This window comes from Alcanivorax sp. (assembly GCF_014762765.1).
Classification (GTDB): domain Bacteria; phylum Pseudomonadota; class Gammaproteobacteria; order Pseudomonadales; family Alcanivoracaceae; genus Alcanivorax.
The window spans coordinates 1-23,771 of the sequence record NZ_JABURH010000058.1 but is presented as its reverse complement, the minus strand read 5'-3'; the positions used below and the strand labels follow the sequence as shown (position 1 = coordinate 23,771).

General features: G+C 59.5%; 26 protein-coding genes. 17 read left to right on the top strand and 9 right to left on the bottom strand.

From position 1 onward, the window contains the following. Together arsB and arsH are read left to right on the top strand one after the other, a co-directional pair. The coding region (arsB, locus tag HUJ17_RS02205; protein ID WP_290509157.1) for an ACR3 family arsenite efflux transporter at positions 1 to 905 on the top strand (905 nt) is incomplete at its 5' end. Positions 906 to 1,018: 113 nt separating this feature from the next. Continuing rightward, positions 1,019 to 1,729 (top strand): arsenical resistance protein ArsH, encoded by a 711-nt coding sequence (gene arsH, locus HUJ17_RS02200; RefSeq protein WP_290509156.1) that lies wholly within the window; start codon positions 1,019 to 1,021, stop codon positions 1,727 to 1,729. A 224-nt stretch (positions 1,730 to 1,953) separates the two neighbouring features. Here the strand turns inward: arsH and HUJ17_RS02195 are convergent, their stop codons facing one another. The 3 genes from HUJ17_RS02195 to HUJ17_RS02185 all read right to left on the bottom strand — a co-directional run bounded on the left by HUJ17_RS02195 (position 1,954) and on the right by HUJ17_RS02185 (position 4,151). Continuing rightward, on the bottom strand, positions 1,954 to 2,874 hold the full coding sequence (locus tag HUJ17_RS02195; RefSeq protein WP_290509155.1) for a glutathione S-transferase family protein: 921 nt from the start codon (positions 2,872 to 2,874) through the stop codon (positions 1,954 to 1,956). 69 nt (positions 2,875 to 2,943) lie between these two features. Further along, positions 2,944 to 3,498, bottom strand: coding sequence for a YaeQ family protein (locus HUJ17_RS02190; protein ID WP_290509154.1), 555 nt, complete (start codon positions 3,496 to 3,498; stop codon positions 2,944 to 2,946). Positions 3,499 to 3,599: 101 nt separating this feature from the next. Further along, positions 3,600 to 4,151, bottom strand: a complete 552-nt coding sequence (locus HUJ17_RS02185; protein WP_290509153.1) for a TMEM165/GDT1 family protein — start codon at positions 4,149 to 4,151, stop codon at positions 3,600 to 3,602. Between the two features lie 439 nt (positions 4,152 to 4,590). On the opposite strand from HUJ17_RS02185, the gene HUJ17_RS02180 reads away from it, so the two are divergent. Then, the gene (locus HUJ17_RS02180; protein WP_290509152.1) at positions 4,591 to 4,797 is read left to right on the top strand and encodes a SlyX family protein; all 207 of its coding nucleotides are present in this window, start codon (positions 4,591 to 4,593) and stop codon (positions 4,795 to 4,797) included. A 155-nt stretch (positions 4,798 to 4,952) separates the two neighbouring features. Here the strand turns inward: HUJ17_RS02180 and HUJ17_RS02175 are convergent, their stop codons facing one another. The 3 genes from HUJ17_RS02175 to HUJ17_RS02165 all read right to left on the bottom strand — a co-directional run bounded on the left by HUJ17_RS02175 (position 4,953) and on the right by HUJ17_RS02165 (position 7,758). Further along, on the bottom strand, positions 4,953 to 5,378 hold the full coding sequence (locus tag HUJ17_RS02175; RefSeq protein ID WP_290509151.1) for a TM2 domain-containing protein: 426 nt from the start codon (positions 5,376 to 5,378) through the stop codon (positions 4,953 to 4,955). A gap of 208 nt (positions 5,379 to 5,586) precedes the next feature. Continuing rightward, complete coding sequence (locus HUJ17_RS02170; protein WP_290509150.1) at positions 5,587 to 6,708, bottom strand: PilT/PilU family type 4a pilus ATPase; 1,122 nt, start codon at positions 6,706 to 6,708, stop codon at positions 5,587 to 5,589. A gap of 15 nt (positions 6,709 to 6,723) precedes the next feature. Next, entirely contained in the window at positions 6,724 to 7,758 is a 1,035-nt protein-coding gene (locus HUJ17_RS02165) for a type IV pilus twitching motility protein PilT (RefSeq protein WP_290509149.1), read from the bottom strand. Positions 7,759 to 7,894: 136 nt separating this feature from the next. Here HUJ17_RS02165 and HUJ17_RS02160 point away from each other — a divergent pair, with 136 nt between their 5' ends. The 6 genes from HUJ17_RS02160 to HUJ17_RS02135 all read left to right on the top strand — a co-directional run bounded on the left by HUJ17_RS02160 (position 7,895) and on the right by HUJ17_RS02135 (position 12,946). After that, positions 7,895 to 8,578 (top strand): YggS family pyridoxal phosphate-dependent enzyme, encoded by a 684-nt coding sequence (locus HUJ17_RS02160; protein ID WP_290509148.1) that lies wholly within the window; start codon positions 7,895 to 7,897, stop codon positions 8,576 to 8,578. A 73-nt stretch (positions 8,579 to 8,651) separates the two neighbouring features. After that, positions 8,652 to 9,461, top strand: a complete 810-nt coding sequence (gene proC, locus HUJ17_RS02155) for a pyrroline-5-carboxylate reductase (RefSeq protein WP_290509147.1) — start codon at positions 8,652 to 8,654, stop codon at positions 9,459 to 9,461. A gap of 225 nt (positions 9,462 to 9,686) precedes the next feature. Continuing rightward, positions 9,687 to 10,235, top strand: coding sequence for a YggT family protein (locus HUJ17_RS02150; protein WP_290509146.1), 549 nt, complete (start codon positions 9,687 to 9,689; stop codon positions 10,233 to 10,235). 127 nt (positions 10,236 to 10,362) lie between these two features. Continuing rightward, complete coding sequence (locus tag HUJ17_RS02145) at positions 10,363 to 11,838, top strand: diguanylate cyclase (protein ID WP_290509145.1); 1,476 nt, start codon at positions 10,363 to 10,365, stop codon at positions 11,836 to 11,838. 213 nt (positions 11,839 to 12,051) lie between these two features. Then, on the top strand, positions 12,052 to 12,525 hold the full coding sequence (locus HUJ17_RS02140; RefSeq protein ID WP_290509144.1) for a PaaI family thioesterase: 474 nt from the start codon (positions 12,052 to 12,054) through the stop codon (positions 12,523 to 12,525). A gap of 94 nt (positions 12,526 to 12,619) precedes the next feature. After that, positions 12,620 to 12,946 carry an XRE family transcriptional regulator gene (locus HUJ17_RS02135; RefSeq protein ID WP_290509143.1) on the top strand — a complete coding sequence of 109 codons (327 nt, stop codon included), beginning with the start codon at positions 12,620 to 12,622 and terminating at the stop codon, positions 12,944 to 12,946. 317 nt (positions 12,947 to 13,263) lie between these two features. Here the strand turns inward: HUJ17_RS02135 and HUJ17_RS02130 are convergent, their stop codons facing one another. After that, entirely contained in the window at positions 13,264 to 14,187 is a 924-nt protein-coding gene (locus HUJ17_RS02130) for a hydroxymethylglutaryl-CoA lyase (RefSeq protein WP_290509142.1), read from the bottom strand. A gap of 163 nt (positions 14,188 to 14,350) precedes the next feature. Between HUJ17_RS02130 and HUJ17_RS02125 the strand changes: the two genes are divergently transcribed. From HUJ17_RS02125 to HUJ17_RS02090, 8 genes are all read left to right on the top strand, one after another. Next, the gene (locus tag HUJ17_RS02125) at positions 14,351 to 14,977 is read left to right on the top strand and encodes a VOC family protein (protein WP_290509141.1); all 627 of its coding nucleotides are present in this window, start codon (positions 14,351 to 14,353) and stop codon (positions 14,975 to 14,977) included. Beyond that, entirely contained in the window at positions 14,974 to 16,134 is a 1,161-nt protein-coding gene (locus HUJ17_RS02120) for an alpha/beta hydrolase (protein WP_290509140.1), read from the top strand. Before HUJ17_RS02125 ends, HUJ17_RS02120 begins: the two co-directional genes overlap by 4 nt. A 246-nt stretch (positions 16,135 to 16,380) precedes the next feature. Continuing rightward, positions 16,381 to 17,235 carry an alpha/beta fold hydrolase gene (locus HUJ17_RS02115; RefSeq protein WP_290509139.1) on the top strand — a complete coding sequence of 285 codons (855 nt, stop codon included), beginning with the start codon at positions 16,381 to 16,383 and terminating at the stop codon, positions 17,233 to 17,235. Between the two features lie 88 nt (positions 17,236 to 17,323). Then, the gene (locus HUJ17_RS02110; RefSeq protein ID WP_290509138.1) at positions 17,324 to 17,776 is read left to right on the top strand and encodes an OsmC family protein; all 453 of its coding nucleotides are present in this window, start codon (positions 17,324 to 17,326) and stop codon (positions 17,774 to 17,776) included. 213 nt (positions 17,777 to 17,989) lie between these two features. Next, on the top strand, positions 17,990 to 19,129 hold the full coding sequence (locus HUJ17_RS02105; RefSeq protein ID WP_290509137.1) for an acyl-CoA dehydrogenase family protein: 1,140 nt from the start codon (positions 17,990 to 17,992) through the stop codon (positions 19,127 to 19,129). 412 nt (positions 19,130 to 19,541) lie between these two features. Continuing rightward, a complete protein-coding gene (locus HUJ17_RS02100; RefSeq protein WP_290509136.1) occupies positions 19,542 to 19,880 on the top strand; it encodes a hypothetical protein in 339 nt (112 codons plus the stop codon). A 23-nt stretch (positions 19,881 to 19,903) separates the two neighbouring features. Then, the gene (locus HUJ17_RS02095) at positions 19,904 to 20,395 is read left to right on the top strand and encodes a hypothetical protein (protein WP_290509135.1); all 492 of its coding nucleotides are present in this window, start codon (positions 19,904 to 19,906) and stop codon (positions 20,393 to 20,395) included. A gap of 13 nt (positions 20,396 to 20,408) precedes the next feature. After that, positions 20,409 to 20,858, top strand: a complete 450-nt coding sequence (locus HUJ17_RS02090; protein ID WP_290509134.1) for a hypothetical protein — start codon at positions 20,409 to 20,411, stop codon at positions 20,856 to 20,858. Between the two features lie 215 nt (positions 20,859 to 21,073). Here HUJ17_RS02090 and HUJ17_RS02085 read toward each other — a convergent pair whose 3' ends face one another. Beyond that, positions 21,074 to 21,628: a class GN sortase gene (locus HUJ17_RS02085; RefSeq protein WP_290509133.1), complete on the bottom strand. Its 555-nt coding sequence runs from the start codon at positions 21,626 to 21,628 to the stop codon at positions 21,074 to 21,076. Beyond that, a complete protein-coding gene (locus HUJ17_RS02080) occupies positions 21,615 to 23,576 on the bottom strand; it encodes a marine proteobacterial sortase target protein (RefSeq protein WP_290509132.1) in 1,962 nt (653 codons plus the stop codon). The genes HUJ17_RS02085 and HUJ17_RS02080 overlap by 14 nt, the downstream gene beginning before the upstream one ends. Positions 23,577 to 23,771: the final 195 nt, after the last annotated feature.

Below are 23,771 nucleotides of genomic sequence, written 5' to 3'. Positions count from 1 at the left end.
ACCTGGCGGTGGCAGTGTTCATATGGGTGATGGTCTACCCGATGATGATCCAGATTGATTTCACGGCGATCAGGAAAGTGGGACAGAACCCGCGGGGGTTGTTACTGACTCTGGTGATCAACTGGTTGATCAAGCCGTTCACCATGGCAGCATTGGGCTGGCTGTTCTTCAAGCTACTGTTCGCCGGCTGGGTGGACCCGCAGACCGCCACTGAGTACATCGCCGGCATGATCCTGCTGGGTGTGGCGCCCTGTACCGCCATGGTATTTGTGTGGAGTCACCTGACCAAGGGCGACGCCAACTACACCCTGGTACAGGTATCGGTAAACGACATCATCATGGTGTTCGCCTTTGCCCCCATTGCGGCCTTGCTGTTGGGCGTCAGCGATATCACTGTGCCTTGGGACACCCTGATGTTGTCAGTGGTGCTGTATGTAGTGCTGCCGCTGATTGCCGGTTTCCTGACCCGCCAGATGCTGGTAGCGAAAGGGGGGGAGGCGAAAGTGGAGAGCTTCGTCCACACTCTCAAGCCGATCAGCGTGATGGGGCTGTTGGCCACGGTGGTGCTGCTGTTCGGTTTTCAGGCGGAAACCATTATCGCCAAGCCCCTGGCCATTGTGTTGATCGCCATTCCGTTACTGATCCAGACCTACGGCATTTTCGTGATCGCCTACTGGGCGGCGCGCCGTCTGCGACTGAAACATAATGTGGCCGGCCCTGCCTGCCTGATCGGCACCAGCAACTTCTTCGAGCTGGCGGTGGCCGTGGCCATCAGTCTGTTCGGTCTGCACTCCGGCGCCGCTCTGGCGACCGTGGTGGGTGTGCTGGTGGAAGTGCCGGTGATGCTGTCGCTGGTGGCGATCGTGAACCGTACCCCCCACTGGTTTGAAGAAAATCCTGCGTAACCCTGTAGGAGCCCATGCTTGCATGGCGAAAATCTGTCAGATTCACACCTGCTTTCAGGAAACAGAACCCTTCGCCATGCAAGCATAGGCTCCTACAAACAATGAGAGCGTCGATGAAAGATCTACCCAATCTCGATAACGATTGTTTCCAGGTCCCCACCACAGAAAATGTATTCCGGGATCAGCCGTCCACTCACAAGCCGCGCATCCTGTTGTTGTACGGTTCCCTGCGGCAGCGTTCCTTCAGCCGTCTGGCGGTGGAGGAAGCTGCCCGTCTGCTGGAGGCCATGGGGGCCGAACCGCGGATTTTTCATGCCGACGGCCTGCCGCTGCCGGACAGTGAGGATGCCAGCCACCCCAAGGTGAAGGAGCTGCGTGATCTGGTGACCTGGAGTGAGGGGATGGTGTGGTGCTCGCCGGAACGCCATGGCGCCATGACCGGCATCATGAAAGCACAGATCGACTGGATTCCCCTGTCGCTGGGGGCCGTGCGTCCTACCCAGGGGAAGACCCTGGCTGTGATGCAGGTGTGTGGCGGCTCGCAATCCTTCAATGCGGTCAACCAGCTCCGCGTGCTGGGCCGCTGGATGCGCATGCTCACCATCCCCAATCAGTCGTCGGTGCCCAAAGCCTTTCTGGAATTCGATGAAAACGATCGTATGAAGCCGTCCGGTTTCTATGATCGTATCGTGGATGTGATGGAAGAGTTGGTGAAGTTTACCCTGCTTACCCGTGACCGCAGCGACTACCTCACCGATCGTTATTCCGAGCGCAAGGAAAGCGCTGAAGAACTGATGAAGCGAGTGAATCAGCGCAGTATGTAGATCGTAGGGATTTTTTTACCACAGAGGACACAGAGGACACTGAGATGAACATTTTCTCGGTGGATTTGGAGTCCTCTGTGGGGGAAGGGGTTTTCCTACCGCAGTAATGGTGCAGTTCGCCTGAGGCTCAGTGCACCCTACGGAGGCGTAGGAGATCTGCGGGTATGCCTGCAAGCGAACCGGCGTTGGCCAGTGTCTTCTGTGATGAAAAGGCTTTGTTTTAATCAGACCGGGTGAATCACAAAGCCTTGACGGGGCAAATGCACATGCACCCGGCCCACGGCGTCTTCGTCCCGCGCCACAATCCAGCGCTCATCGGTGCTGGCCACCAGGGTGCCTTCCACCGGAATGCGGCCGTAGTCGTCCGGGGTGATACGCACGGTCTTGCCGATCAGAGCCTCGTCTTGGGTGGAGTCGGGCAGGGCACGGGGGCTGGCGGAACGGGCCTGTTCCAGCGCCTGGTCAGCGCTGATCTGAGTGCTGTTGCCCTGCCCATAGGCCTGCAGACGATCCAGCCAGGCATTCACTTTCGGGTAGCGTTTGAAGCGGGGTTGTTCCGCCAGGTCACGCTGGAACCACAGGCTGTGATAGGCAGAAAAATCGCCGGCGTTTGGTGTGTCGCCAAACAGGAAAGGATGTGATTCCAGCTTTCCCTCCAGATCGGTCAAATGCGCTTCAACCATTCGTTTCATCTGTTTCGGGCTGTTGGTTTTCACCTTGGCCTTGCTGCCCATGGCGATGCGGTCCCACAGCAGCCGGCCCAGATCCAGCAGCGACGACTCCTTGAGCACCTTGCGCAGCAGAGTCATGTTGCCGGCGGAAATGATGCAGGCGAGAAAGATATCCAGGTCTACCCTGGCGACAAAGTCCTGTACGTCGACCCCCGCGTTGTTGGCGACCAGCTCAGGCTTGCCGGCCAGCGCGGCAATCTCCGCGCCGATAATACGCGTGTCACAGAATACATCGGCGCCGCTTTGTGCCACCGGAATTTTCCGGTATCCGCCGGCCAGGGGAGCAAGCATCGGTCGCGGCGGCATTTCCCGCACGGTGACCGATTGCCAGTCCAGACCGGCATAGCCGAGCATGGCCCGTACCTTTTCGGAAAAGGGGGACAGGGCGTAGTGGTGCAGAATCAGGTCTGACATGGGGGCTCCGTTGTCAAAGAAATGGCGGCAACATTACTAACATGAGGCGTTTGTGCACTGCGTGAAGATTTAGTGATGGAGGCTGGTGCCAAACCAGGTTGTCAGGCCCATCTCCATGGATTGCTCGGTGCTGCCGAACCAGATTTGTCCATCCTGAATCATGCATTGCAGTTGCATGGTGCGCTGCATCAACGGGGCCAGCGTCGCTTCGCTGTCCGGGTCTACGTGAACGATGTGCAGGTTGCTGAAGCGGGTCACCTTGTTCTTCATGGTTTCCCACCACACCTGAGGTGCGCGGGCGCCATAGGTGTAAATCGTCACCTGCCGGGCCAGGCCACACGCCTTGCGGAGACGTTTCTCGTCGGGCATGCCCAGTTCGATCCAGTGCTCCAGGGTGTCGTCCGGGTTGCGCTGCCATAGGTCCGGCTCGTCAGTGCTGGACAGGCCGCGGGTAAAGGCCAGGTCTTCGTGGGCATTCAGGGCAAAGGCCAGCAGCCGCAACATCATCCGCGATTCGGTTTCCGACGGGTGCAGCGCCACGGTCAGATTATGGGTGGCGTAGTAGTCCCGGTCCATGTCAGACACGGTCAATTCGGCTTTGTAGATGGTGGCGGTGAGGGCCATGAGGTGGGGGCTCGCAAACAGGCAGCACGCAACACGCGTGCACGCAAAAACCGCATTGTATCAGGCTTTATGCGTGTCGCGTGGCGGCTGTTCAATCAGGCTTACAGCAACGCCCACACCCCGAAGCCTACAAACAGCATGGCACTGATTCGGTGGGCCCAGGTTTCCAGTTTGTCGCCGCCGAACTGATGCGCCAGCCAGATTACCGGCAGATTGGCGGCAATCATGCCCAGGGTGGAGCCCCCCAGAACCGGCCAGAACTGATCCTTGAACTGCACCGCCAGAGCAATGGTGGCGAACTGGGTCTTGTCGCCGATTTCGGCAATGAAGAACAGTACCAGCGCGGTCAGGAAGGGGCCGAAGCGGGGGGTCTCATCCACTTTTTCGTCATCGTCGGGGATCAGCATCCACAGGCCCAGGCCAATAAAGCTGATGCCGAGAATCCAGCGTAGCCAGTCTGCGGGAATGGCACCGGCCAGCCAGTCGCCGAACCATACGGACGCGCCATGGTTGAGCAGGGTGGCTATCACCACGCCGGCCAGGATCGGCCAGGGTCTGCGGAACTTGAGAATCAGTGCCAGGGACAACAGCTGGGTCTTGTCGCCGATTTCGCCGAGGCCAACCAGCAGGAAAGAGCTGAGCAGGGCTTCCATGAACGTTTCCAGAGGGGCGGGATTGCGACACAGAGACACCACCGGTCAATCCCGCCCCAGCGGAATACCAGCGATGTCTCAGGTCTCGTCAATCCGCAAGGGTGCGGGCGTGGACGCCATGCGCATGAGGCGCAACTATGTTGACGGCCACCAGGAGGCTCAAGCGCTCTAGCGACTACTCCCCCAAGACGGGCAAACCTTAGCGGCAATATTCTTTTCGGGCAAGTACAATGGGTAACTTCATACGCCCTGTAGGAGCGTCGCTGGCGGCGCGATAATCCGGGTTTCGAGGTGCGAGTTACGAGAAGCGATACCCCGGTCTCTCGGTGGCGGGTGTTGGTGTTCGAGCTCCTTGTATCTGATCAAATCGCGCCGCCAGCGACGCTCCTACAGAGCCGGTGGGGATTTCCCCGCCGTAGAGACAACCAGAGAGATTCCCATGAGCGACGAGCGTTTTCTCGATATCGAAACCAAACTGGCCTACCAGGAAGACCTGGTTCAGCACCTGAACAAGGTGGTCAGTGACCAGCAGGGTAAAATCGACGAGCTGGAAAAGGTGTGTCGCAAACTGGTGGACCGGGTGCTGGATTTGTCCGAGGAAATGGCGGCGTCACGTATTGAGGACGCGCCGCCGCCGCATTACTAAGTTGCAAGTTTCAAGTGACAAGTTGCAACGCGGTATAGGTTATTGCGGGTTTGAACTTACGGGCCGCGCCCAGGCGTCTGGGCGCGGCCTCATTGGTTTCTGATCAAGAATGAACCCGTTCGCGTTGCAACTTGAGACTTGCAACTTGCTATTCTTCAGGCAGGAACCGGCTCGCCCTGGGCGGTTTCACCGTTGCGCTCGGATACCTGGCCGTTCAGGGTGAACAGGTCATAGATCACCCCGAAGCCCAGCAGGCCCAGTGTCAGCAGGTAGAGCACCCCGGTGCCGATCTTGCCCATGTAGAAGCGGTGGGCGCCGAAGATACCGAGAAACAGCATCAGCACCCAGGCCACACTGTAGTCGGTCTCGCCGGTCTTGAACTGGTTATTGGCATCCCTGTTCATGCCCGGAATCAGGAAGGCATCCACGATCCAGCCGATGAAGAAGACCCCGGCGGTCAACATCCACAGCAGACCGGTGAGCTGACGACCATAGTAGAAACGGTGGTAACCGAAGATACCGCCGAAAAACCACAGCAGATAGCCGATGGGTGTCAGGTGCGTTTCTTTTTGTTGTTGCATGGGTTTTTCCCTCCATTGGTAAAGTAAAAAGCGTCCCTGCTCGCCGACCGAAGTGGCAAGCTTCAAGTTGCAAGTTACAACGCGGTCTAGGGCGTTGCCTGCGTAAACCATCGAAGCCGCGCTTTAACGTTTGGGCGCGGCCGCCTTGGGGCTCGTTTACGCAAAGCCCGATTCGCGTTGCAACTTGAAACTTGTCTCTGGCAACTCGTTATTCCGTATCCTCGATACTCAATCCCCGCGTGGCGATGTCCAGGCTGGAGGCATCGGTTTCGTTGCCCAGTTTGATCATCAGGCGCAGGTCGTTGGGGGAATCCGCGTGGAGCATGGCGTCTTCATAGGTGATTTCGCCAGCAGAGTAGAGGTCGTAAAGTGCCTGGTCGAAGGTCTGCATGCCCTGCTCGCGGGACTTGCTCATCAGCTGCTTGAGCATGTGCACCTCGCCTTTGCGGATATGGTCCTGCACCAGCGGCGTGCCCAGTAGCACCTCAATGGCAGCACGACGGCCCTTGCCGTCCGGGGTGGGGATCAGCTGCTGGGCGACGATGCCCTTCAGGTTCAGGGACAGGTCCATCCATAGCTGGCCATGGCGGTCTGCCGGAAAGAAGTGAATGATCCGGTCCAGCGCCTGGTTGGCGTTGTTGGCGTGCAGGGTGGCCAAGCACAGGTGGCCGGTTTCCGCGAAGGCGATGGCCTTGTCCATGGTTTCCGGGGTGCGGATCTCGCCGATCAGAATCACGTCCGGTGCCTGACGCAGGGTGTTCTTCAGCGCCACATCGAAGGACTCGGTATCAATGCCCACTTCACGCTGAGTGACGATGCAGCCCTGGTGCTGGTGGATGAATTCGATGGGATCCTCGATGGTAATGATGTGACCCTTCGAGTTCTTGTTGCGATGGCCGATCATGGAGGCCAGCGAGGTGGACTTACCGGTACCGGTGGCGCCCACGAAGATCACCAGGCCCCGTTTGGTCATGGCCAGTTCCTTGATCACCGGCGGCAGACGCAGGTCGTCCACGTTGGGGATCTTGGTCTCAATGCGACGCAGCACCATGGCCACCAGGTTGCGCTGGTAGAAAGCGGATACCCGGAAACGGCCGATACCCCGGGCGGAGATGGCGAAGTTGCACTCGTGGTGCGCCACGAATTCCTTGCGTTGCTGTTCGGTCATTACACCGAACACGATGTCCCGGGTCATGTCCGGGGTCAGCGCGCTCTTGGTGACCGGCAGGATCTTGCCGTTGACCTTCATGCTGGGGGGCACACCGGCGGTAATAAACAGGTCGGAACCGCCTTTCTGTACCATCAGTTTGAGGAGCTCTTCGAATTCCATCTGTTCTTCTCCTCGTTAGATTGAGTCCGGGCTCTTGGCTTTTTCCCGGGCCACTTCCCGGGACACCAGCCCTTTCTTTACCAGCCCTTGCAGGCATTGATCCAGGGTCTGCATGCCCAGCGCGCCGCCGGTCTGAATCGCCGAATACATCTGTGCCACCTTGTCTTCGCGAATCAGGTTACGAATCGCCGGTGTGCCGATCATGATTTCGTGGGCCGCCACCCGGCCGCCACCGTTCTTCTTCATCAGGGTCTGGGAGATAACCGCCTGCAGGGATTCCGACAGCATGGAACGGACCATGGATTTTTCTTCGGCGGGGAACACGTCCACCACCCGGTCAATGGTCTTGGCAGCGGAGGTGGTGTGCAGGGTACCGAACACCAGGTGGCCGGTTTCCGCCGCAGTCAGTGCCAGGCGAATGGTTTCCAGATCCCGCATCTCACCCACCAGAATGATGTCCGGGTCTTCCCGCAGGGCCGAGCGCAGCGCTTCGGCGAAGCCCAGGGTGTCACGGTGCACTTCCCGCTGGTTCACCAGACACTTCTTGGATTCATGCACGAATTCGATGGGGTCCTCGATGGTGAGGATGTGTTCGTAGCGGGAATCGTTGATGTAATCGATCATTGCCGCCAGGGTGGTGGATTTACCGGAACCGGTAGGGCCGGTAACCAGCACGATGCCCCGTGGCATTTCGGAAATTTTCTGGAACACCTTGCCCATGCCCAGGTCTTCCATGGTCAGCACTTTCGAGGGAATGGTCCGGAATACCGCACCGGCGCCCCGGTTGTGGTTGAAGGCGTTGACCCGGAAACGGGCCACGCCGGGGACCTCGAAGGAGAAATCGGTCTCGAAGAATTCCTCGAAATCCTTGCGCTGCTTGTCGTTCATGATGTCGTAGATCAGCGCGTGGACTTCCTTGTGCTCCATGGCCGGCAGGTTGATGCGGCGCACGTCGCCGTCCACGCGGATCATTGGTGGCAGACCGGAAGACAGGTGAAGGTCGGAAGCGCCGTTTTTGGCGCTGAAGGCGAGCAGCTCGGTAATATCCATGGGTGTCTACTTGGGTTGTCAGGTATTGAAAGGGAGCCTGAAGCGCCCTTTTGTTATTATGTCGGTAGCCGGAAACCGGCTTCCTCAGAAATTCGTCGCATGTCTAAAGTAACCCGACCTCTTGAGCCGTTCAATAATGACAGACTGCAAAAGCCCACTGGCGCAGATCAATGCGCAAATTAGTGCATTTTGTGAGCAATCCGGTCGCGCCGCTGACAGTGTGCAGCTTCTGGCGGTCAGCAAGACCCGCACACCTGATGAACTGGCCCGCCTGGCTGACCAGGGGCAGAGGCACTTTGGCGAAAACTATCTGCAGGAGGCCCTGGACAAGATGGCGGCACTGCAGGGGCGCGACCTGGTGTGGCATTTCATCGGGCCGATTCAGTCCAACAAGACCCGCGATATCGCCGCTCACTTTGACTGGGTGCACTCGGTGGACCGCCTGAAGGTGGCTCGCCGCCTCAATGAGCAGCGCCCGGCAGACCTGCCCCCGTTGAATGTCTGTATTCAGGTCAATGTGGACGACGAAGACAGCAAAAGTGGCATCCCGCTGGAGGCTGTGCCCGCCCTTGCCGCCGAGATAGTCACTCTGCCCAACCTGTCTCTGCGTGGTCTGATGGCCATTCCCCGAGCAGACAACGAGGACAGCAGTCGGGGCGCTTTCCGACAGCTCGCCATGACACTGTCACAATTGCGCAATACAATGCCGTCCCTCGATACGCTCTCCATGGGCATGAGCGCGGATTACGGCGTGGCCATCGAAGAAGGCGCCACCATCGTCCGTGTGGGCACCGCCCTGTTTGGTCCGCGCACCGCCTGACGACAATCAACCCGTATCGTCAGCGCATCGAGACACTGTACGCGTTACAACACAAGACAAGGATTGCGCAGTTATGGCACAGCAAAGCATCGGATTTATCGGCGCCGGCAACATGGCCACCAGCCTGGCTGGCGGCATGGTGGCGAAAGGAATTCGCCCCGCCCGTATCTGGATGAGTGATCCCTCCCGGGATCGCCTGGAAGAGGTGTCCCAGCTCCACCGTGTGCACGTAAGCACCGAAAACCGTGACGTGGCAGGACGGGTGGATGTGCTTGTGCTGGCGGTGAAACCGCAAATGATGCAGGTCGTGTGTGAAGATCTGCGTGACCTGATTGCCGATCGCCAGCCGCTGGTGATCTCCATCGCTGCCGGCGTCACCGTGGCCAACCTGCGGAGCTGGCTGGGGGACACCCCGATCGTGCGTTGCATGCCCAATACGCCGTCGCTGGTCCAGGCCGGTGCCACCGGTCTTTATGCTGCCGAGGGCGTGAACGATGAGCAGAAAGCCATGGCCAAGGAAATCCTCGGCTCCGTAGGACTGACCTTCTGGTTTGCCGAGGAAAAGGAACTGGATGCGGTCACTGCGGTGTCCGGCTCTGGCCCGGCCTACTTCTTCCTGTTGATGGAGTCGCTGATCGAAGCCGCCAAGGCCCAGGGGCTGGACCCGGCCACTGCCCGCCAGATGGTGCTGCAGACTGCTTGGGGCGCGGCACAACTGGCTATCGCCAGCGAAGCGGGCCCGGATGTGCTGCGCCAGCAGGTTACCAGCCCCGGCGGCACCACCGCTGCGGCGCTGAACGTGTTCGAGGAAGCGGGCTTCCGCGAACAGGTCCAGGCCGCCGTCGCCGCGGCACGGGAGCGCTCGGAAGAGCTGGCCGGCTGAGGAGCAAGTTACAAGTTTCAAGTAACAAGGCGCGGACGAGGCAATCCTGTTTTTCAGCCGTTGAGTCCGCGTCCCGGCTTGCGGCGCGGGCAGAGTGATCGTAAACCGAAGACCTCTGTCGCGCTTTGCAACTTGAAACTTGTCACTTGCAACTGATCGCTCCCCCTTTGAATTTTTCCCTGCGTGCCCCAAACTCTTCCCCTGTTGCGAACCACGGAGTAATCCATGAACCCCCAGGGCGCCCTGTTTTTCCTGCTGGACTTTGTTTTCAGCGCCTATATCTTCATCGTACTGACCCGCTTTGTGCTGCAGCTGGCCCGGGCGGATTTCTATAATCCCATCTCCCAGTTCGTACTCAAGGCTACCAACCCGCTACTCAAACCCATGCGGCGCGTGATTCCCGGTTACGGCGGGCTGGATATCGCCTCGCTGGTGCTGGTGGTCGTGCTGATCATCCTCAAGACGGTAATCCTGTTGAGCATTCAGGTGGGTGGTTTCCCCAGTGGTATCGGTGGTGCGCTGGTGATCCATGCCCTGCGTGAACTGGCCAGCCTGATTCTCAATTATGTGTTCTGGACGGTACTGATCCGCGTGCTGCTCAGCTGGGTGGCGCCGGACCCCTACAGCCCGGTGGTGCGGGTGATTGTGCAGATCACCGAGCCGATCATGGCGCCGGTGCGAAAGCTGCTGCCGCCCATGGGAGGGTTCGATCTGAGCCCGCTGTTTGTGTTGTTGGGGATACAGCTGCTGCAGATCCTGTTCCAACTGCACTGAGTGCCGGGTTCTAAGAAGGCGCCTCAGGGCGCCTTTTTCATGTCTGCATAAGAAATTTCATGCAAGGTTTTTACTTGCAGCCCAGAGGCGTATAAATAACGCTTGCGAAAATTTTGCCTGAACAGGAATGAGCATCATGGAAGAGGGGGCGGACCTGCGTTTGGTGGGCCTGAAGGAACTGCATCGGTTGTCACTGCTGGATGGTGCGGATAACCGCGAGCTCTATCGACAGTATCTGGAAGTGGGCTGTCGCCTGCTGGGACTGTCTGTCGGCATCATCAGCCGCGTACAGGGTCAGGACTACCAGGTGCTGGCGGTGCAGTCGGGTAACGACGCCATCCGCGCCGGGGATCATTACGCCCTGGGTGACACCTACTGTGCCGAAGTCCTTGCCAAACAGGGCTCGGTGGCCCTGCACGATGTGGGCGCGCTGGAATCCATGCGTTCCCATCCGGCCTACACCGGCCTGCAGCTGCAGGCCTATATCGCCACACCTATCCGGGTGCAGGGGGATATCGTTGGCACTCTGAATTTCAGCGACACCCGGCCCCGCCCGGAGCCCTTCAGCATGGAAGAAATGGAGTTTCTGGAGTTGATGGCCCTCTCCCTGGGCCATGGTCTGGAGCGTTCCTGGCTGGAAACCCAGCGGGTACGAGCGGTGAGCGACATGGAAACCAATGTGGCGCTGTTCGAGGGCGCGTTCCGCCATGCGGCTATCGGCATGGCTATCGTCGCTCCCAATGGCCGCTGGCTGAGGGTTAATGAGGCAGTGAGCCGGATTGTCGGTTATAGCGACAGCGAGCTGCGTGAGATCGATTTCCAGGCTATCACTCACCCGGATGATCTGGACAAGGATCTGGAGCACGTGGAGCGCCTGCTGCGCGGCGACGCCACCACCTACCGGATGAAGAAGCGCTATACCCACAAGGAAGGTCGTGAAGTGTGGGTATTGCTGGCAGTGTCGCTGGTGCGCAACAGTGATGGCACTCCGCGCTATTTTCTCTCCCAGCTCGAAGACATCACCGCCCAGGTAAACGGCGAAATTGCCCTGCGCGAGCAGCGCGACGAACTGGAACAGCTCAACCGCGAGCTGGCCGGTCTGGCTCGCCAGGATGCGCTCACCGGCCTGAGCAACCGTCCGGTGATCCTGGAGCAACTGCGCCAGCACTTGAAGCTGGGTTTGCGAACCCGTGAGCCTCTTTCCCTGGTGTTGGTGGAAGTGGGCAATCTGGATCAGCTCAACCAGGAGCATGGCCATGCCGCCGGCGATGATGCCCTGGTGGCGGTGGCCGAAGCGCTGGGCAAGCTGGGTAGTGGCAAGAACTGCCTGGGACGCTTCACCGGCCAACAGTTCCTGATGCTGCTGCCTGAAGCGGGCCTCAACCAGGCCGAGGATGTGGCGGAGGATTGTCGCCAGGCGGTGTTGTCTCTCGCGGACGTACCCTTGCCACTAACCGTGAGTCTTGGTGTTGCTACCCTGATGCCCTGTGATGCAGAGCAGGTAGACTACGGCTCCACGGACGCGGCCCTGCAGGCGGCGGAAACCGCCCTGTCCGCCGCCCGGGACGCGGGGAAAAACTGTTGTCGGACGGTGACGCTGTAGGGTGAAAATCAGCTAGTGGCTGCGAGTTGCGAAGAGCAAACCGGTTTTGCCTTTCGCTTCTCGTAACTCGCGAAACCACCTCCGTGATGGCTCAGCCCCTAATGCCAGGGCCGTCTCTTTCCGGTATCCCATTCTGTTTTTTGCCTGCTCCGTCCCTGCCGTTCGCCGGGATACGTCCTGTATCGTATTGTAAGTTCCAAAAAGGAACCTACAATGGCGATCATTCCCTATGGCAAACAGGACATACCCATGAACATTGCGACACTGACCGGCCTGGAAATCATGCAGGCATTCGCCGCCGGCAAACTGCCGCGCCCGCCCATCTCCGAGACCATGCCCATGGACCCGGATCTGGTTGAAGAGGGTCGGGTGGTTTTCCTGGCCACTGCAGATGAACGCCACACCAATCCCCTGGGTGGCGTGCATGGCGGTTTCGCTGCCACGGTACTGGATTCAGTCACCGGCTGTGCCACCCACACCGTGCTGGAAGCCGGCGAGAGTTACGGCACCACCGACCTGAACATCAAGATGTGCCGGCCGCTGCCATTCAACAAGACCCTGCGTGCGGAAGGCCGGGTGATTAATGCCGGTCGCAATCTGGTGATCACCGAAGGCCGCATCGAAGATGAAGACGGCAGACTTTATGCCCACGCCACCGCCACCTGCATGGTGATCCGCCAGGGCTGAGTGCCCGCCCCGGGTTGTCTCTGCGCCTCGTCGGTGTAGCCTGAAGGCAGGGTCTGGCGACCCTGTTTGGCCTTGTTACCGGAAGGGAGGTGCCATGGAGACACAGTGGTTTGACCGAGGCTGGAGCGGTCTGGAAGACGACGGCCGTCAGGCCCGGGAAATGGAGCTGCGCAGCCGCCTGTTGATGAACCTGCAACAGGGCATCACCGACAAGGGCTGGAACCGGGATCATGCTTGTCGCTGGCTGGATTTGTCCGGCGCACGGGTGGACGCGCTGATGGCAGGCAAGATTGGCGCCTTCAGTCTGCGCGACCTGGTCACCCTTATGGAGCAGGCCGATATCCACTGGCGGATGTCAGCGCAGGATCGTGCCCTGCTGGATCATCTGATCCGCGAGCAGCAGGCCGGCGTCGGCGCCTGACTGCTCTGGCCGTTGGAGCCAGCCTGCTGGCGATGCTTCTGCTTCGCCAGCCAATCGTCTGCAGGCAAGCCCCTGCGGGGCTGGGTAATAAGCTCGAGTGTGGATGGCAGGCCTGGGCGGTTCACTCAAGATCCTGTGCCAAACAGAAGGCTTCCCGATGTGAATACCGGTTAGTCTCTGCGTTCACCCTAAGGGCGTTACTACGCTACGCTTCGTTCCCACAAAACCGGAAACGTCGGTTTTTGTGGGAAATCATGCTTGCATGACGAAGACGCTGGCACAGCGCTGCTTCTCTTGTAGCGAGCAGTCTTGCGATTTCACCACAGGCAGGGCGTCTTGCCCTGTTTTTCCTGGGAGACCATCCAGTCGAGAATGCGCCCGCCCAGCGGGCGCTGGGTGGCTTCGGCGGCCAGGGCCACCGCCTCGCGCAGGCCGTCGATATTGATGCCGGTATCCAGGCCGCAGCTTTCCAGCAGGTAGACCAGGTCTTCCGTGGCCATATTGCCGGTGGCGCCCGGCGCGAAGGGGCAGCCGCCCAGGCCGCCCACCGAGGCATCAAATTTTCTTACCCCAAGATCCGCGGCTTCCCAGGCCATGGCGGCAGCCAGTCCGCGGGTGTCGTGCAGGTGCACATAGAACCGTTCCGCCCCGAAGTCGCGAATCAGCGGTGCCATAATGGCTTTCATCTGCTGCGGGTTGCCGGCGCCAATGGTATCGGCAATGGCCACCTCGTCACTGCCGGCAGCAAACATGCGCTCGGCCAATTGTTGGGGCAGGCTCACTGGTACTGGGCCGTCGTAGGGGCAGGCGAAGGCGCCGGAGATATAGGTGCGGGTGGCAATCCCGTCTTCCCTGGCCGCCGCAATAATGGTCTCACAGCTCTGCGCGGCCTGCTCCAGGCTCATGCGCAGGTTGCGTTCGTTGAAGGAATCCGTGGTGGACAGCACCAGCGCTACCGTGGGGTAGCCTGCTTCTTTGGCCAGCTGATAGCCCTTCAGGTTGGGGATCAGAGCCGTGTAGTGCAGGTCGTCACCCTGTGGCAGCAGAGGGGTCAGCGCGGCGGCGTCGGCCATCTGAGGGATCGCCTTGGGACTGACAAAGCTCACCGGCTCCAGATAGCGCATACCGGCATCCACCAGTAGCTGGGCCAGCCGGGCCTTGCTGTCCGTGTCCACGGTAACCGGTTGATTCTGAAGGCCGTCGCGGAGGCCCACTTCGTTGATGATTGCCTGGTCTGCCATTTGCGTTGCCGTGCTGCCAATAAAGAGGCGGACAGTTTGCCACCGTCGCCGGTCTGGCGCGAGTGGCCAGAACTGACAGGTTCTTGGTGGTTTCGGTTTTCAGTTCCCGGCTCGCCTGTGGCAACAATGGCACCCGAATATCGACAACAATCGGGAGCCAACCATGAGCAGCCTGCCGGATTGCGCCATGCTCAAGCATGTACACCACAGCGCCTACCGTTGCCGTGATGCGGAGCAGACCCGCTGGTTTTACGAGGATGTGCTGGGCCTGCCGCTGACCATGGCCATGGTCTTCGACGAAGAGCCGGGCACCGGGCGCAAGATCGACTACATGCACCTGTTCTTCAAGATGGGCGATGACAACTTCATCGCCTTCTTCGATGCCCCGGATGGTGCCGACGAAAAACTGTTCCGCCCGCGCAGCGCCTTTGACTTGCACCTGGCCTTTGAAGTGGATACCCGGGAAGAACTGAAAGCCTGGCGCCGCCGCATCAACCAGGCCGGCCGCCCCTGCTTTGGGCCCATCGACCATGATTTTATCCACTCCATCTATTTCTTCGACCCCAACGGCATCCCGCTGGAAATCACCATCAAGGATGCCAGCTATGAGGCGGTAGTGGCGGAAGACGCGGCCAACGCCCACAGCGTGCTCAAGGCATGGACCGAAAAGACCCGTGCCCTGAAAGAGCAGACCTTCGGTGCCGACGCCCTGGACCTGCGTGGCATCGACATGAGCAAGGCGGACTTCTCCAGGATCAAGAACGCCAGCAACAAGGACGCGCCGCAATGAGCAAACACTATGACCGCACCCCCTATCTGGTGACTTTCACTGAGCCATCCCGTTTCAAGGATACCTACGCCGGCCCCATGGATCTGGTGGCGCTGGAGTCCCATTTGCTTACCCCGAAAAGCGGCCCGGGCAAGACCGTGGTGATCTCCATGCACCCGGTGGGGGGCGGTGCCTACCTGCCCATGGTCTCGGCGCTGGCCAAAGCGGGGCTGTCGGTGATCTATTGCAACAGTCGCTACCGGGGCGCCGACAGCGCCCTGCTGATGGAAAAGGTGGTGGCGGATCTGGGGGCCTGCGTGCGCGATGCCAAAGAGCGCCTCGGGTTTGAAAAAGTGGTGCTGGCGGGCTGGTCCGGCGGCGGCTCCCTGAGTCTGCTTTACCAGGCGGAAGCGGAAGATCCGCAGATCACCGACACCCCGGCGGGAGACCCCTACGACCTGACCGCCCGGAAACTGATCCCCGCCGACGGCATCATGCTGCTGGCCGCCCATGTGTCCCGCGCCATTACCATGACCGAATGGTTGGACCCGTCCGTGCTGGATGAAAGCGATCCGGAGCATCGGGACCGGGAGCTGGATATTTATCATCCGGACTGCCCCAACCAGCCACCCTACAGCGAGGCATTCGTGGCCCGGTTCCGCCAGGCGCAGATCGACCGCAACCGGCGCATCACCGGTTGGGTGAAAGAGAAACTGGCGGATTTTCGAAACCGCGGTCTGCCCAACGAGGAATACGGCTTTATCGTCCATCGCACCATGTGCGACGTCCGTTGGCTGGACCCGCAGCAAGACCCCAATGAACGCCCGCCGGGGACCTGTTATCTGGGCGACCCGCGAACCGTCAACAACGGCCCGGTGGCCCTAGCCCGTTTCAACACCCTGCGCGGCTGGCTGAGTCAGTGGAGCTATGACGATTCCCGCGCCAATGGCCCGGCCTGCGCCGGGCGCATCCGCGTGCCCGCCCTGGTGATTGGTAATACCGCAGACAATGCCTGCACCCCCAGCCATACCCGCCGGCTCTTCGACGGGTTCCAATCAGGGCAGGCCACCCTGCGCCAGGTGGCCGGTGCCAACCACTATTACTTCGGGCAGAACGACAAACTGGCCGAGGCGGTGGCGCACTGCACTGCCTGGCTGCAAGAGCAGGGGCTGCACTAGGTTGGCGTGGTTTCTTTCTGTGGGAAGCGATGTTCACATCGCGAAGAAGCCGGCACGGCCTGAATCAGGACCCTTTCGCGATGTGAACATCGCTTCCCGCAGTGCGGCTGAGAATTGCCTTTGCGCGGTGATTGCCGACCAATTGTGAATTCTCTTCACACCTTGTCTGACAGTCATACCAGCGACGCGTCATCCGCCCTGGCACTGGCCTAGCGTCGGTAAAAACAACAATGGAGTAATCACGGGATGGGTCTGATCATTTTTCTTCTGGCGCTGGCGGTACTCACCACAGTGTCCATCACCCTGCTGTTCTATGTGTGCTGGTTCTACGATCGTCGCAGCTTTCCCGAGCAGGCACAGCTTCCCGATGAGCAACCGCTGCGTCTGTTGCCGACCGCGGTGGGGATCATCAAGGAAGCCGCCAGCCTCACCGTGCTGGTATTCAGCTACCCGTTGCGGCTGATCCACGACGCCTCGCCGGTGCGCAGCCGCCACCACGGGGAGACCCCGGTGATTCTGGTGCACGGCTACGGCGGTAACAGCGCCAACTTCCTGCTCATGCAGTGGCGGCTGAAATGGCGCGGTTGGGGCAATGTGTACTCGGTGAGCTACACCCCACCGCACATCAACGCTCGCAAACTGGCCCAGCAGGTCAACGACCATGTGGAGCGAATCCTCGCCTCCACCGGCGCGAAAAAAGCCCATATCGTCTGCCACTCCATGGGTGGGCCGCTTACCCGCTACGCCCTGAAAAACCTGGGCCTGGCCGGCAAGATCGACCGGGTGATCACCCTGGGCAGCCCTCACTACGGCTCGCGCATCGCCGGCCTGTTTCCGGCCCAGGGCTCTGCCGCGCAGATGCGCTACCAGAGCCCCTTTGTGCAGGAGCTGGCGGAAGGCGGCGGTTGCCCCGGCGATGCACGCTTCTTCTCCATTTACTCCAACCTGGACAACTTCGTGCTGCCGGTATCCACCGCGGTGCTGGATGGTGCTGAAGCCAATATCAACGTCCCGTATCTGGGTCACTGCGCCCTGCTGTACAGCAATCGGGTGCTGGATCAGGTGGAGCGTTGCCTGTTATCGCCGAAGCCGGAGATTTGATCCGCGACAATGTTGCATTAGCGATTGGCTGGGATCATGGTTAAAGCAGGAGAACAGAAAACCGTGATGCAACAGAGGGAGCGAAATCATGAGTGAATACGGTGCAACGGTTGCCTGGCATCTCAAGCCGGGCGCGTCGTTCGATTACGAACACTTCAACCGGGAACACGAATGGACCTTCGCCGGTGGCGAAGTGGTGCAGGCCTCGGCCTCACCGGAATATTTCGGCTGCGGTAACCGGGTGAACCCGGACGAGGCGGTCATTGCCGCCACCTCCAGCTGTCATATGCTCACCTTCCTGTCGATCGCGGCCAAGCAGGGTCTCAAGGTGCTCAGTTACATCGACCAGCCTGCCGGCACTGTGGAAAAGGCCGGCGATGGGCACATGGCTATCACCCGTATCGTGCTGCGCCCGCGGGTGGTGTTCGATGATGGCCAGGAACCGGATGCCGCTGCGATGGACAAGCTCCACGCCAGTGCACACCGCAACTGTTTCGTGGCCAATTCCCTCAAGGCCGAGATCAGCATCGAGCCGATCTGACCTAACCCATCGCTCCTGCAGCGGGGAAGTCCGTTGCAGGAGCGTCCTCGGCAGGGCGCGACGCAATGTTAACGCCCGGGGAAGCGGTATACAGCGGACCGGACAGTCACTCGCGGATGATGTTGCCTTCACACCGTGCCGCTAGAATGTTGGCCATAGATTCGCTGGCCCCCTGTCCGGGGGCGGTGCCGTTGACCAACAGGACTGTCTGAAATGCTTGATCAAAACGAAATCGAACTGTTCCGCGACAACGTCAAAAAATTCCTCGAAAACGAAGTGGCCCCGCACTACGACCAGTGGGAAAAAGCCGAAATGTTCCCCCGTGAGCTGTGGAACAAGCTGGGCGAGAATGGCCTGCTGTGCGTGGACGTGCCGGAAGAGTACGGCGGCTTTGGCGCCAACTTCCGCTTGTCAGCGGTGATCGTGGAAGAAGCCTCCCGCGCCGGTTACGGTGCCCTGGCCTCCAACATCTCCGTGCACTCCGATATCGTTGCCCCCTACATCCTGCACCTGGGCACGGAAGAGCAGAAACAGACCTGGCTGCCGAAAATGGTCAGCGGTGAAGCCGTAGGTGCCATCGGCATGACCGAGCCCGGCGCCGGTTCCGACCTGCAGGGCATGAAAACCCGTGCCGACAAGGACGGCGATGGCTACAGCATCAGCGGCCAGAAAACCTTCATCACTAATGGCCAGCACTGCGACGTCATCGTACTCGCCACCAAGACTGACCCCAATGCCGGCTCCAAAGGCATGACCCTGTTCACCGTGGACTGCTCCCTGCCGGGCTTCGCTCGTGGTCGTAATCTGGAAAAAATGGGCCACCACGCTGCGGACACCTCCGAGCTGTTCTTCGAAAACGTGAAAGTGGGCGCCGACCAGATCCTCGGCGGTGAAGGCAAAGGCTTCGCCAACCTGATGAACGAACTGCCCCGCGAACGCCTGATCCTGGCCCTGGGTGCCATCGCTGCCTGCGAAGGCATGATCGAGCGCACCATCGAATACACCAAAGAGCGCCAGGCTTTCGGCAAGCCGATCTCCAGCTTGCAGAACACTCGCTTCGTGCTGGCAGACCTGCACGCCCAGGTGGTGGTTAACCGCGCCTACGGCGAGCAGTGCATCGACCAGTATGACCGTGGCGAACTCACCGCCACCAATGCCTCCATTGCCAAGCTCACCACCACCGAGCTGCAAGGTGTGGTCGCCGACAAATGTCTGCAGCTGTTTGGTGGTTACGGCTACATGCAGGAATACCCCATCTCCCGCGACTACGTGGATGCCCGCATCCAGCGCATCTATGGCGGCACCAGCGAAATCATGAAAGAAATCATCTCCCGGGAAATTATCGGGCGATAAATCCTCAAGATTTCAGCACCAAAAAAACGCGGCTACGGCCGCGTTTTTTTATGCCCGCGGCCTTATCCCTTGTAGGAGCTATGCTCGCATGGCGAACCTCAATCCACAGGGCGTGCTCCCAACTCCCCCATGCTCAACAGATGGGTCATTCTGGCTTGTAGGATATGGCTTACAGAAAATGCTAACTGGTTGATATAAAGTGGATTTGTAATTTGCCAAAAAGCACGCTAGTACTGGCATTATGTCGAACGTTCGCGATTTTTCAGTTGGGATATGCTCTCAATATGGTGGTAAGTCACTAACCAATATCAAATTATTCGTGGCCAATGTGATAAGCCAAAAATAATTATGTCGAATTGAGTTAAGTCGATTCGTTCGTCTTAATACGCTGTTATGAGCTGATGGAGTGGTGATGGAGCAGTTCGAAATTTATCTGGTTTATGCCGGCCATGCAGCCATCTTTGCCAGCACCGTTTGGGTAATAATATCCGGACGGGTGATGATTGGTTTTCTGCTCTTAACAGGGTTCATTCTTGTGGGGCAGTACGGATATGTTGCTCCAAATATGCCGAGCGATATAGGGGATTGTTGGGCTACAGGTCATTCATACTACGAGTGCTTACCATTCTGGTATAAGTTGTCTGCACATCTTTCTCAACTGGGGATGTTTGTTGTTGCAATTGGTATTTTTCAGATTAGTAGGTCGGGCGCTCATAACAAGAAGATGCACAGCGACAAGCGCGTGATCTAGGCGTTAACTTGGAAATGGTTCCAATGGGATTTCGTCAGGCGAAATGGATGGGCGTGATTGTATTTTTGGCTATTTATGCAGTTGCTCTCTATTTTCAATCTGCCACTGCGTCACTGCACGATAGGTATCAGCCTGGAATCGAGTTTCTTCAGATGTTGGTGAGTCCTGCGCTGATGCTAATTGTAAGTGCCTTTCTTGCGTTTATGATTACCTCAAGGCGTTATCGTTCATTCTTGAAATCTGCTTATCTTGGTTGCGCTGTTATTGGTGTTCTTCTGGGTGCTTTTGTCTTTTTTCATGAGTCCAGAGCTTCAAATTGGGCTTCCCCGGAGGGCCGGACAATGTTGAATACTTTGCATGCATCTCTATTTAGTCCAAGTTTTTCCAATCGGTCGGTAGTGGTGGTGCTAGGAAATGCACTTTTTTCTTTCGCTCTGCTCGGTTGGTTCTTGTTCTTGGGGCGGCGGGATAAACCTTCTAGTATCAATTTTGAACCGCGAAAGAAAGCATATTAACTAAGGCTGCAACGTGAAAAAGAGAAAATTGCCCGAAATGATGAAGTCTGCGTTACTTACAATTTTTCTGGTTGTGGTCACCGGGTGCACAAATGTGACGGGTGATGCTCCCAGGATAATTTCTTCTCTGTCAGATGAGCGACTTAGAACAGATCATTTGTTTGCTACTGCGGATACATTTTTCTCCGAAGCGGGCTATGCTTGTAACACTGATGCGGAGGCTGGGCAGTTTCGCTGCTCCAGAGAGCTTCGGGATCTTTATATTCACCAGACAACCGCCGAGGTGAATATTTACCCAGTCGATGAGGAAGACAAGACCCACAGAATGATCGCGACCCGCTGGGATGAGGGGCTGATTCCCGGTGAGCTGATTTCCAATACCTATGCCAACGATGACGTTGAGGCGTTCTGTGTCTTTCTCGCCAGCGAGAAGCTTGGTCGTTGTAGTGACTATAAGGGCTGAAAGCCTGCCGGCCTGATCTGCAAGTGTCAGGATAATCCTGACTGTATCAACGGTAGTGCGATGTTGGCGCTTTGCCAGCAAAGCGCCAACGGGGGGGGGATGCCCTCAGTCTGGTGTTTCTTCCTGGGTTCAATCATCCCCATCTTCCCGAGCCTTGCATCCCTTCACTTTCGTCACCGTGAGCGACATTCGCGATCGAATGATCGCTCCCACGGTCATGTCTGAGCGATGACGACGTAGCGCAGGGGGCCGCCGGGGGTGAGAGCGTTGAAGGGGTAGCAAGTAATCAGGATCAGCTGCCGGTCGTTGCGGGGGATCTGTAATGGGTGCGCCTGACTGTCGACGACTTCCTGGCTGCTGACCTGGAAGCGTTGCCTGGCGCCGTCGGCCCGTTGCACTGTGAGCGAATCGCCGTTTTCCAGGGTCTCCAGAAAGGCAAAGTGAGTATCCCGGTGGCCGGCCAGCGTCAGGGCCTGGTCGCTGCCGATGCCGCCGGCCAGTCGGCCGGGGCCGAAGGCCAGGGCTTCGCCACTGGTGCTTTCCAGTACGTAAAGGGTTTTGCCGGCGGGGGTGGTAAGGCGTGCTACCGGCCAGGTGTCTGCCCAGGGCCAGGGGCGCTGGGGTGCGCCCTGGCTCAAGGTGGTTTGCCAGGCATGGGCGATCAGGTGTTGTGCCAGCCAGGCTTTGCCGTCCAGCCACCCGGCCCAGCCTAGCAGCCCCAGCAGAGCCGCCAGGCTGGCTGCCAGCAATCCTCGTTCAAGCCGTGCCATGGTTCAGCCTCCGCTGACGAAGCCAGAGCAGGAGACAGACGATCATCATCAAGCCTGCCAGCCGCCATAACAGGGGTGCCGGTGTTGCGGTGCTGGGCCAGGCGGTGCCATGAGGTGCCTGGTTGCGGACGGTGTCTTGCAGCAGGGGTTCATAAGCCGGGCGGGAGACGGTCTCTTCCACGGCGATAAAGCTGGTGTAGCGGCTTACCAGTTGATGGCGCAGCGCTACCGCTGTGATCTGCGGGGCGATATCCGTTTCCGGGGCACCCAGGGTGATGCGGTCCATCAGGTCGGCGATCTTGCGGCGGGCCCACAGGCTGGCGGTGCCCGGGTGGTTGCTGGTGGCGGGCAGGGTGACCGGCTGTTGCCAGTGTTTGTCGCTGTAGCCGCTGACGGTGATCTGGTCCGCGGGGCCGGAGAGCTTCATGGCCACCAGCAGTGGCTCGCCGGCGTACAGGTCCGGCAGTTTTTGCGGCCAGTGTTCGGCGACGATGCTGTCCGGGAGCGCTACCTGCAGGTTGCGCATCAGCGGTGACTCCAACCGGCGGAACAGGGTGTCCATGCCCTGCTGTACCTGGTTCTGGTCGTTGATGTAGGTAAAGCTGCCGCGGCCGAACTGGGCGGCGCGGGTCATGAAGTGGCTGTTGGGAGCGGAGCCGATGCCCACGGTGAACAGGCGCGCTTCGCCGAGCTGTTGGTGCAGGGCCTGGAAGATGCCGTTCTCGTTGCCCACGGCGCCGTCGGTGATAAAGATCACCTGGCGCAGGTAGCCGTCACTGGTGGGTTGGCCCAGGGTGGCGCTGAGGGCGGGTAGCATGTGGGTGCCGCCGCTGGCCTGCAGGCTGTCCACGAAATCTTGCGCCTGTTGGCGGCTGCTGTCGTTGACGGTGGCGGGTTGTTCAAACAGCAGGGTGTGCTGGCTGTCGAAGTCGGTGATGTTGAAGCGGTCGCCGGGCTTCAGGCGTTGCAGGGCCAGTTGCAGGCTGGCCTTGGCCTGGCGCATGGGGGCGCCGCCCATGGAGCCGGAGCTGTCGATGATAAACAGGGTTTCCCGGGGCAGGGTGGTCGCCTGGCCGGTGTCCGGCGGGACCACCATCAGCAGGGCATAGTGCTCGCCGTCGATTTGCTCATAAAAACTGGTGGCCAGAGGTTCGCCGGTGTCTTCCAGTTCCCAGTTGAGCAGCAGGTCCCGGTCCATGGGCACGGGTCCGGCTTTCGGGGTGATGGTGTAGCGTCGTCCGTGGCGTTGTGAGTGGATGGCGTGGCTGGGGCTGCCCAGGGTTGCCAGGCGGTTGCCGGCGTCCAGATCAATATGGATGGACGCGGTGCCGGCCTCGGCGGTGCCGCCGGGGTTCGCCACCGTATTGCGCAGCAGGGAATCCAGCGGATGGGGCATTTCCGTGGCTGGGGTGAAGCGAGGCGTCAGTGTCAGTGGCAGGCGCAACTGGAAGCGGCGTCCGTCCACGTCCAGGGTCTGCTGGTAATGCAGTTCCACCTGCACGGTTTCGCCGGGGGCGATATTGGCCACGGCGGTGCTAAACAGGTTGGGACGTTGCTGGCTGACCAGGCTGGCTTTCTTGCCGCTGGCCCGGGCCTGACGGTAGGTCTTTTCCGCTTCGGCCTTCCTGTCGATGCGACCGACGATGCGCCTGTCGCCAATAGTCAGCACCATGCCGTCCACGGCGGCGTTTTCCGGCAGCGGGAACAGGTAGCGGCCTTCACGGAACTGCTGGCTGGGGTTGTGAAAACGTTGCGTCAGCGTGACCCGTGCCAGCGGGCCGCTGACAGTGATCTGGGCATCAGTATCCAGCAGAGTGGCGGCGGTGATGTCTCCCTGGTCATCGGCCAGCAGCAAGGCGCCGGTGGCGGCTTCATCCTGCCAGTGTTGCCAGTCCGCCTGGGCGCTGAGAGTCAGTAACAGTAGCGAGAAGAAAAGCGTCAGTTTCATGGTGGCCTCCTTGTGATGGGGGCCAGCATGGCAAGGGGATAAGGGGGATTTGTGGGGATTGCGTGGGGAAGTCAGTTACAAGCTTCAAGCCGCAAGCTACAAGGAAAACAAAGTGCAGTTTAACCGTTGTATGTGTGGCTCAGGGTGAGAGCCTCTTGCTTGCAGCTTGCAGCTTGCAGCTTGCAGCTTGCAGCT

Coding starts and splice junctions, on each gene's coding strand:
- arsH (WP_290509156.1), top strand. CDS start 1,019: ATGAAAGATCTACCCAATCTCGATAACGATTGTTTCCAGGTCCCCACC.
- HUJ17_RS02100 (WP_290509136.1), top strand. CDS start 19,542: ATGGAGCAGTTCGAAATTTATCTGGTTTATGCCGGCCATGCAGCCATC.
- HUJ17_RS02110 (WP_290509138.1), top strand. CDS start 17,324: ATGAGTGAATACGGTGCAACGGTTGCCTGGCATCTCAAGCCGGGCGCG.
- HUJ17_RS02140 (WP_290509144.1), top strand. CDS start 12,052: ATGGCGATCATTCCCTATGGCAAACAGGACATACCCATGAACATTGCG.
- HUJ17_RS02180 (WP_290509152.1), top strand. CDS start 4,591: ATGAGCGACGAGCGTTTTCTCGATATCGAAACCAAACTGGCCTACCAG.
- HUJ17_RS02185 (WP_290509153.1), bottom strand. CDS start 4,151: ATGGAAGCCCTGCTCAGCTCTTTCCTGCTGGTTGGCCTCGGCGAAATC.
- HUJ17_RS02145 (WP_290509145.1), top strand. CDS start 10,363: ATGAGCATCATGGAAGAGGGGGCGGACCTGCGTTTGGTGGGCCTGAAG.
- HUJ17_RS02125 (WP_290509141.1), top strand. CDS start 14,351: ATGAGCAGCCTGCCGGATTGCGCCATGCTCAAGCATGTACACCACAGC.
- HUJ17_RS02115 (WP_290509139.1), top strand. CDS start 16,381: ATGGGTCTGATCATTTTTCTTCTGGCGCTGGCGGTACTCACCACAGTG.
- HUJ17_RS02080 (WP_290509132.1), bottom strand. CDS start 23,576: ATGAAACTGACGCTTTTCTTCTCGCTACTGTTACTGACTCTCAGCGCC.
- HUJ17_RS02160 (WP_290509148.1), top strand. CDS start 7,895: ATGACAGACTGCAAAAGCCCACTGGCGCAGATCAATGCGCAAATTAGT.
- HUJ17_RS02085 (WP_290509133.1), bottom strand. CDS start 21,628: ATGGCACGGCTTGAACGAGGATTGCTGGCAGCCAGCCTGGCGGCTCTG.
- HUJ17_RS02175 (WP_290509151.1), bottom strand. CDS start 5,378: ATGCAACAACAAAAAGAAACGCACCTGACACCCATCGGCTATCTGCTG.
- HUJ17_RS02170 (WP_290509150.1), bottom strand. CDS start 6,708: ATGGAATTCGAAGAGCTCCTCAAACTGATGGTACAGAAAGGCGGTTCC.
- HUJ17_RS02195 (WP_290509155.1), bottom strand. CDS start 2,874: ATGTCAGACCTGATTCTGCACCACTACGCCCTGTCCCCCTTTTCCGAA.
- HUJ17_RS02135 (WP_290509143.1), top strand. CDS start 12,620: ATGGAGACACAGTGGTTTGACCGAGGCTGGAGCGGTCTGGAAGACGAC.
- HUJ17_RS02190 (WP_290509154.1), bottom strand. CDS start 3,498: ATGGCCCTCACCGCCACCATCTACAAAGCCGAATTGACCGTGTCTGAC.
- HUJ17_RS02165 (WP_290509149.1), bottom strand. CDS start 7,758: ATGGATATTACCGAGCTGCTCGCCTTCAGCGCCAAAAACGGCGCTTCC.
- HUJ17_RS02105 (WP_290509137.1), top strand. CDS start 17,990: ATGCTTGATCAAAACGAAATCGAACTGTTCCGCGACAACGTCAAAAAA.
- proC (WP_290509147.1), top strand. CDS start 8,652: ATGGCACAGCAAAGCATCGGATTTATCGGCGCCGGCAACATGGCCACC.
- HUJ17_RS02130 (WP_290509142.1), bottom strand. CDS start 14,187: ATGGCAGACCAGGCAATCATCAACGAAGTGGGCCTCCGCGACGGCCTT.
- HUJ17_RS02150 (WP_290509146.1), top strand. CDS start 9,687: ATGAACCCCCAGGGCGCCCTGTTTTTCCTGCTGGACTTTGTTTTCAGC.
- HUJ17_RS02120 (WP_290509140.1), top strand. CDS start 14,974: ATGAGCAAACACTATGACCGCACCCCCTATCTGGTGACTTTCACTGAG.
- HUJ17_RS02095 (WP_290509135.1), top strand. CDS start 19,904: ATGGGATTTCGTCAGGCGAAATGGATGGGCGTGATTGTATTTTTGGCT.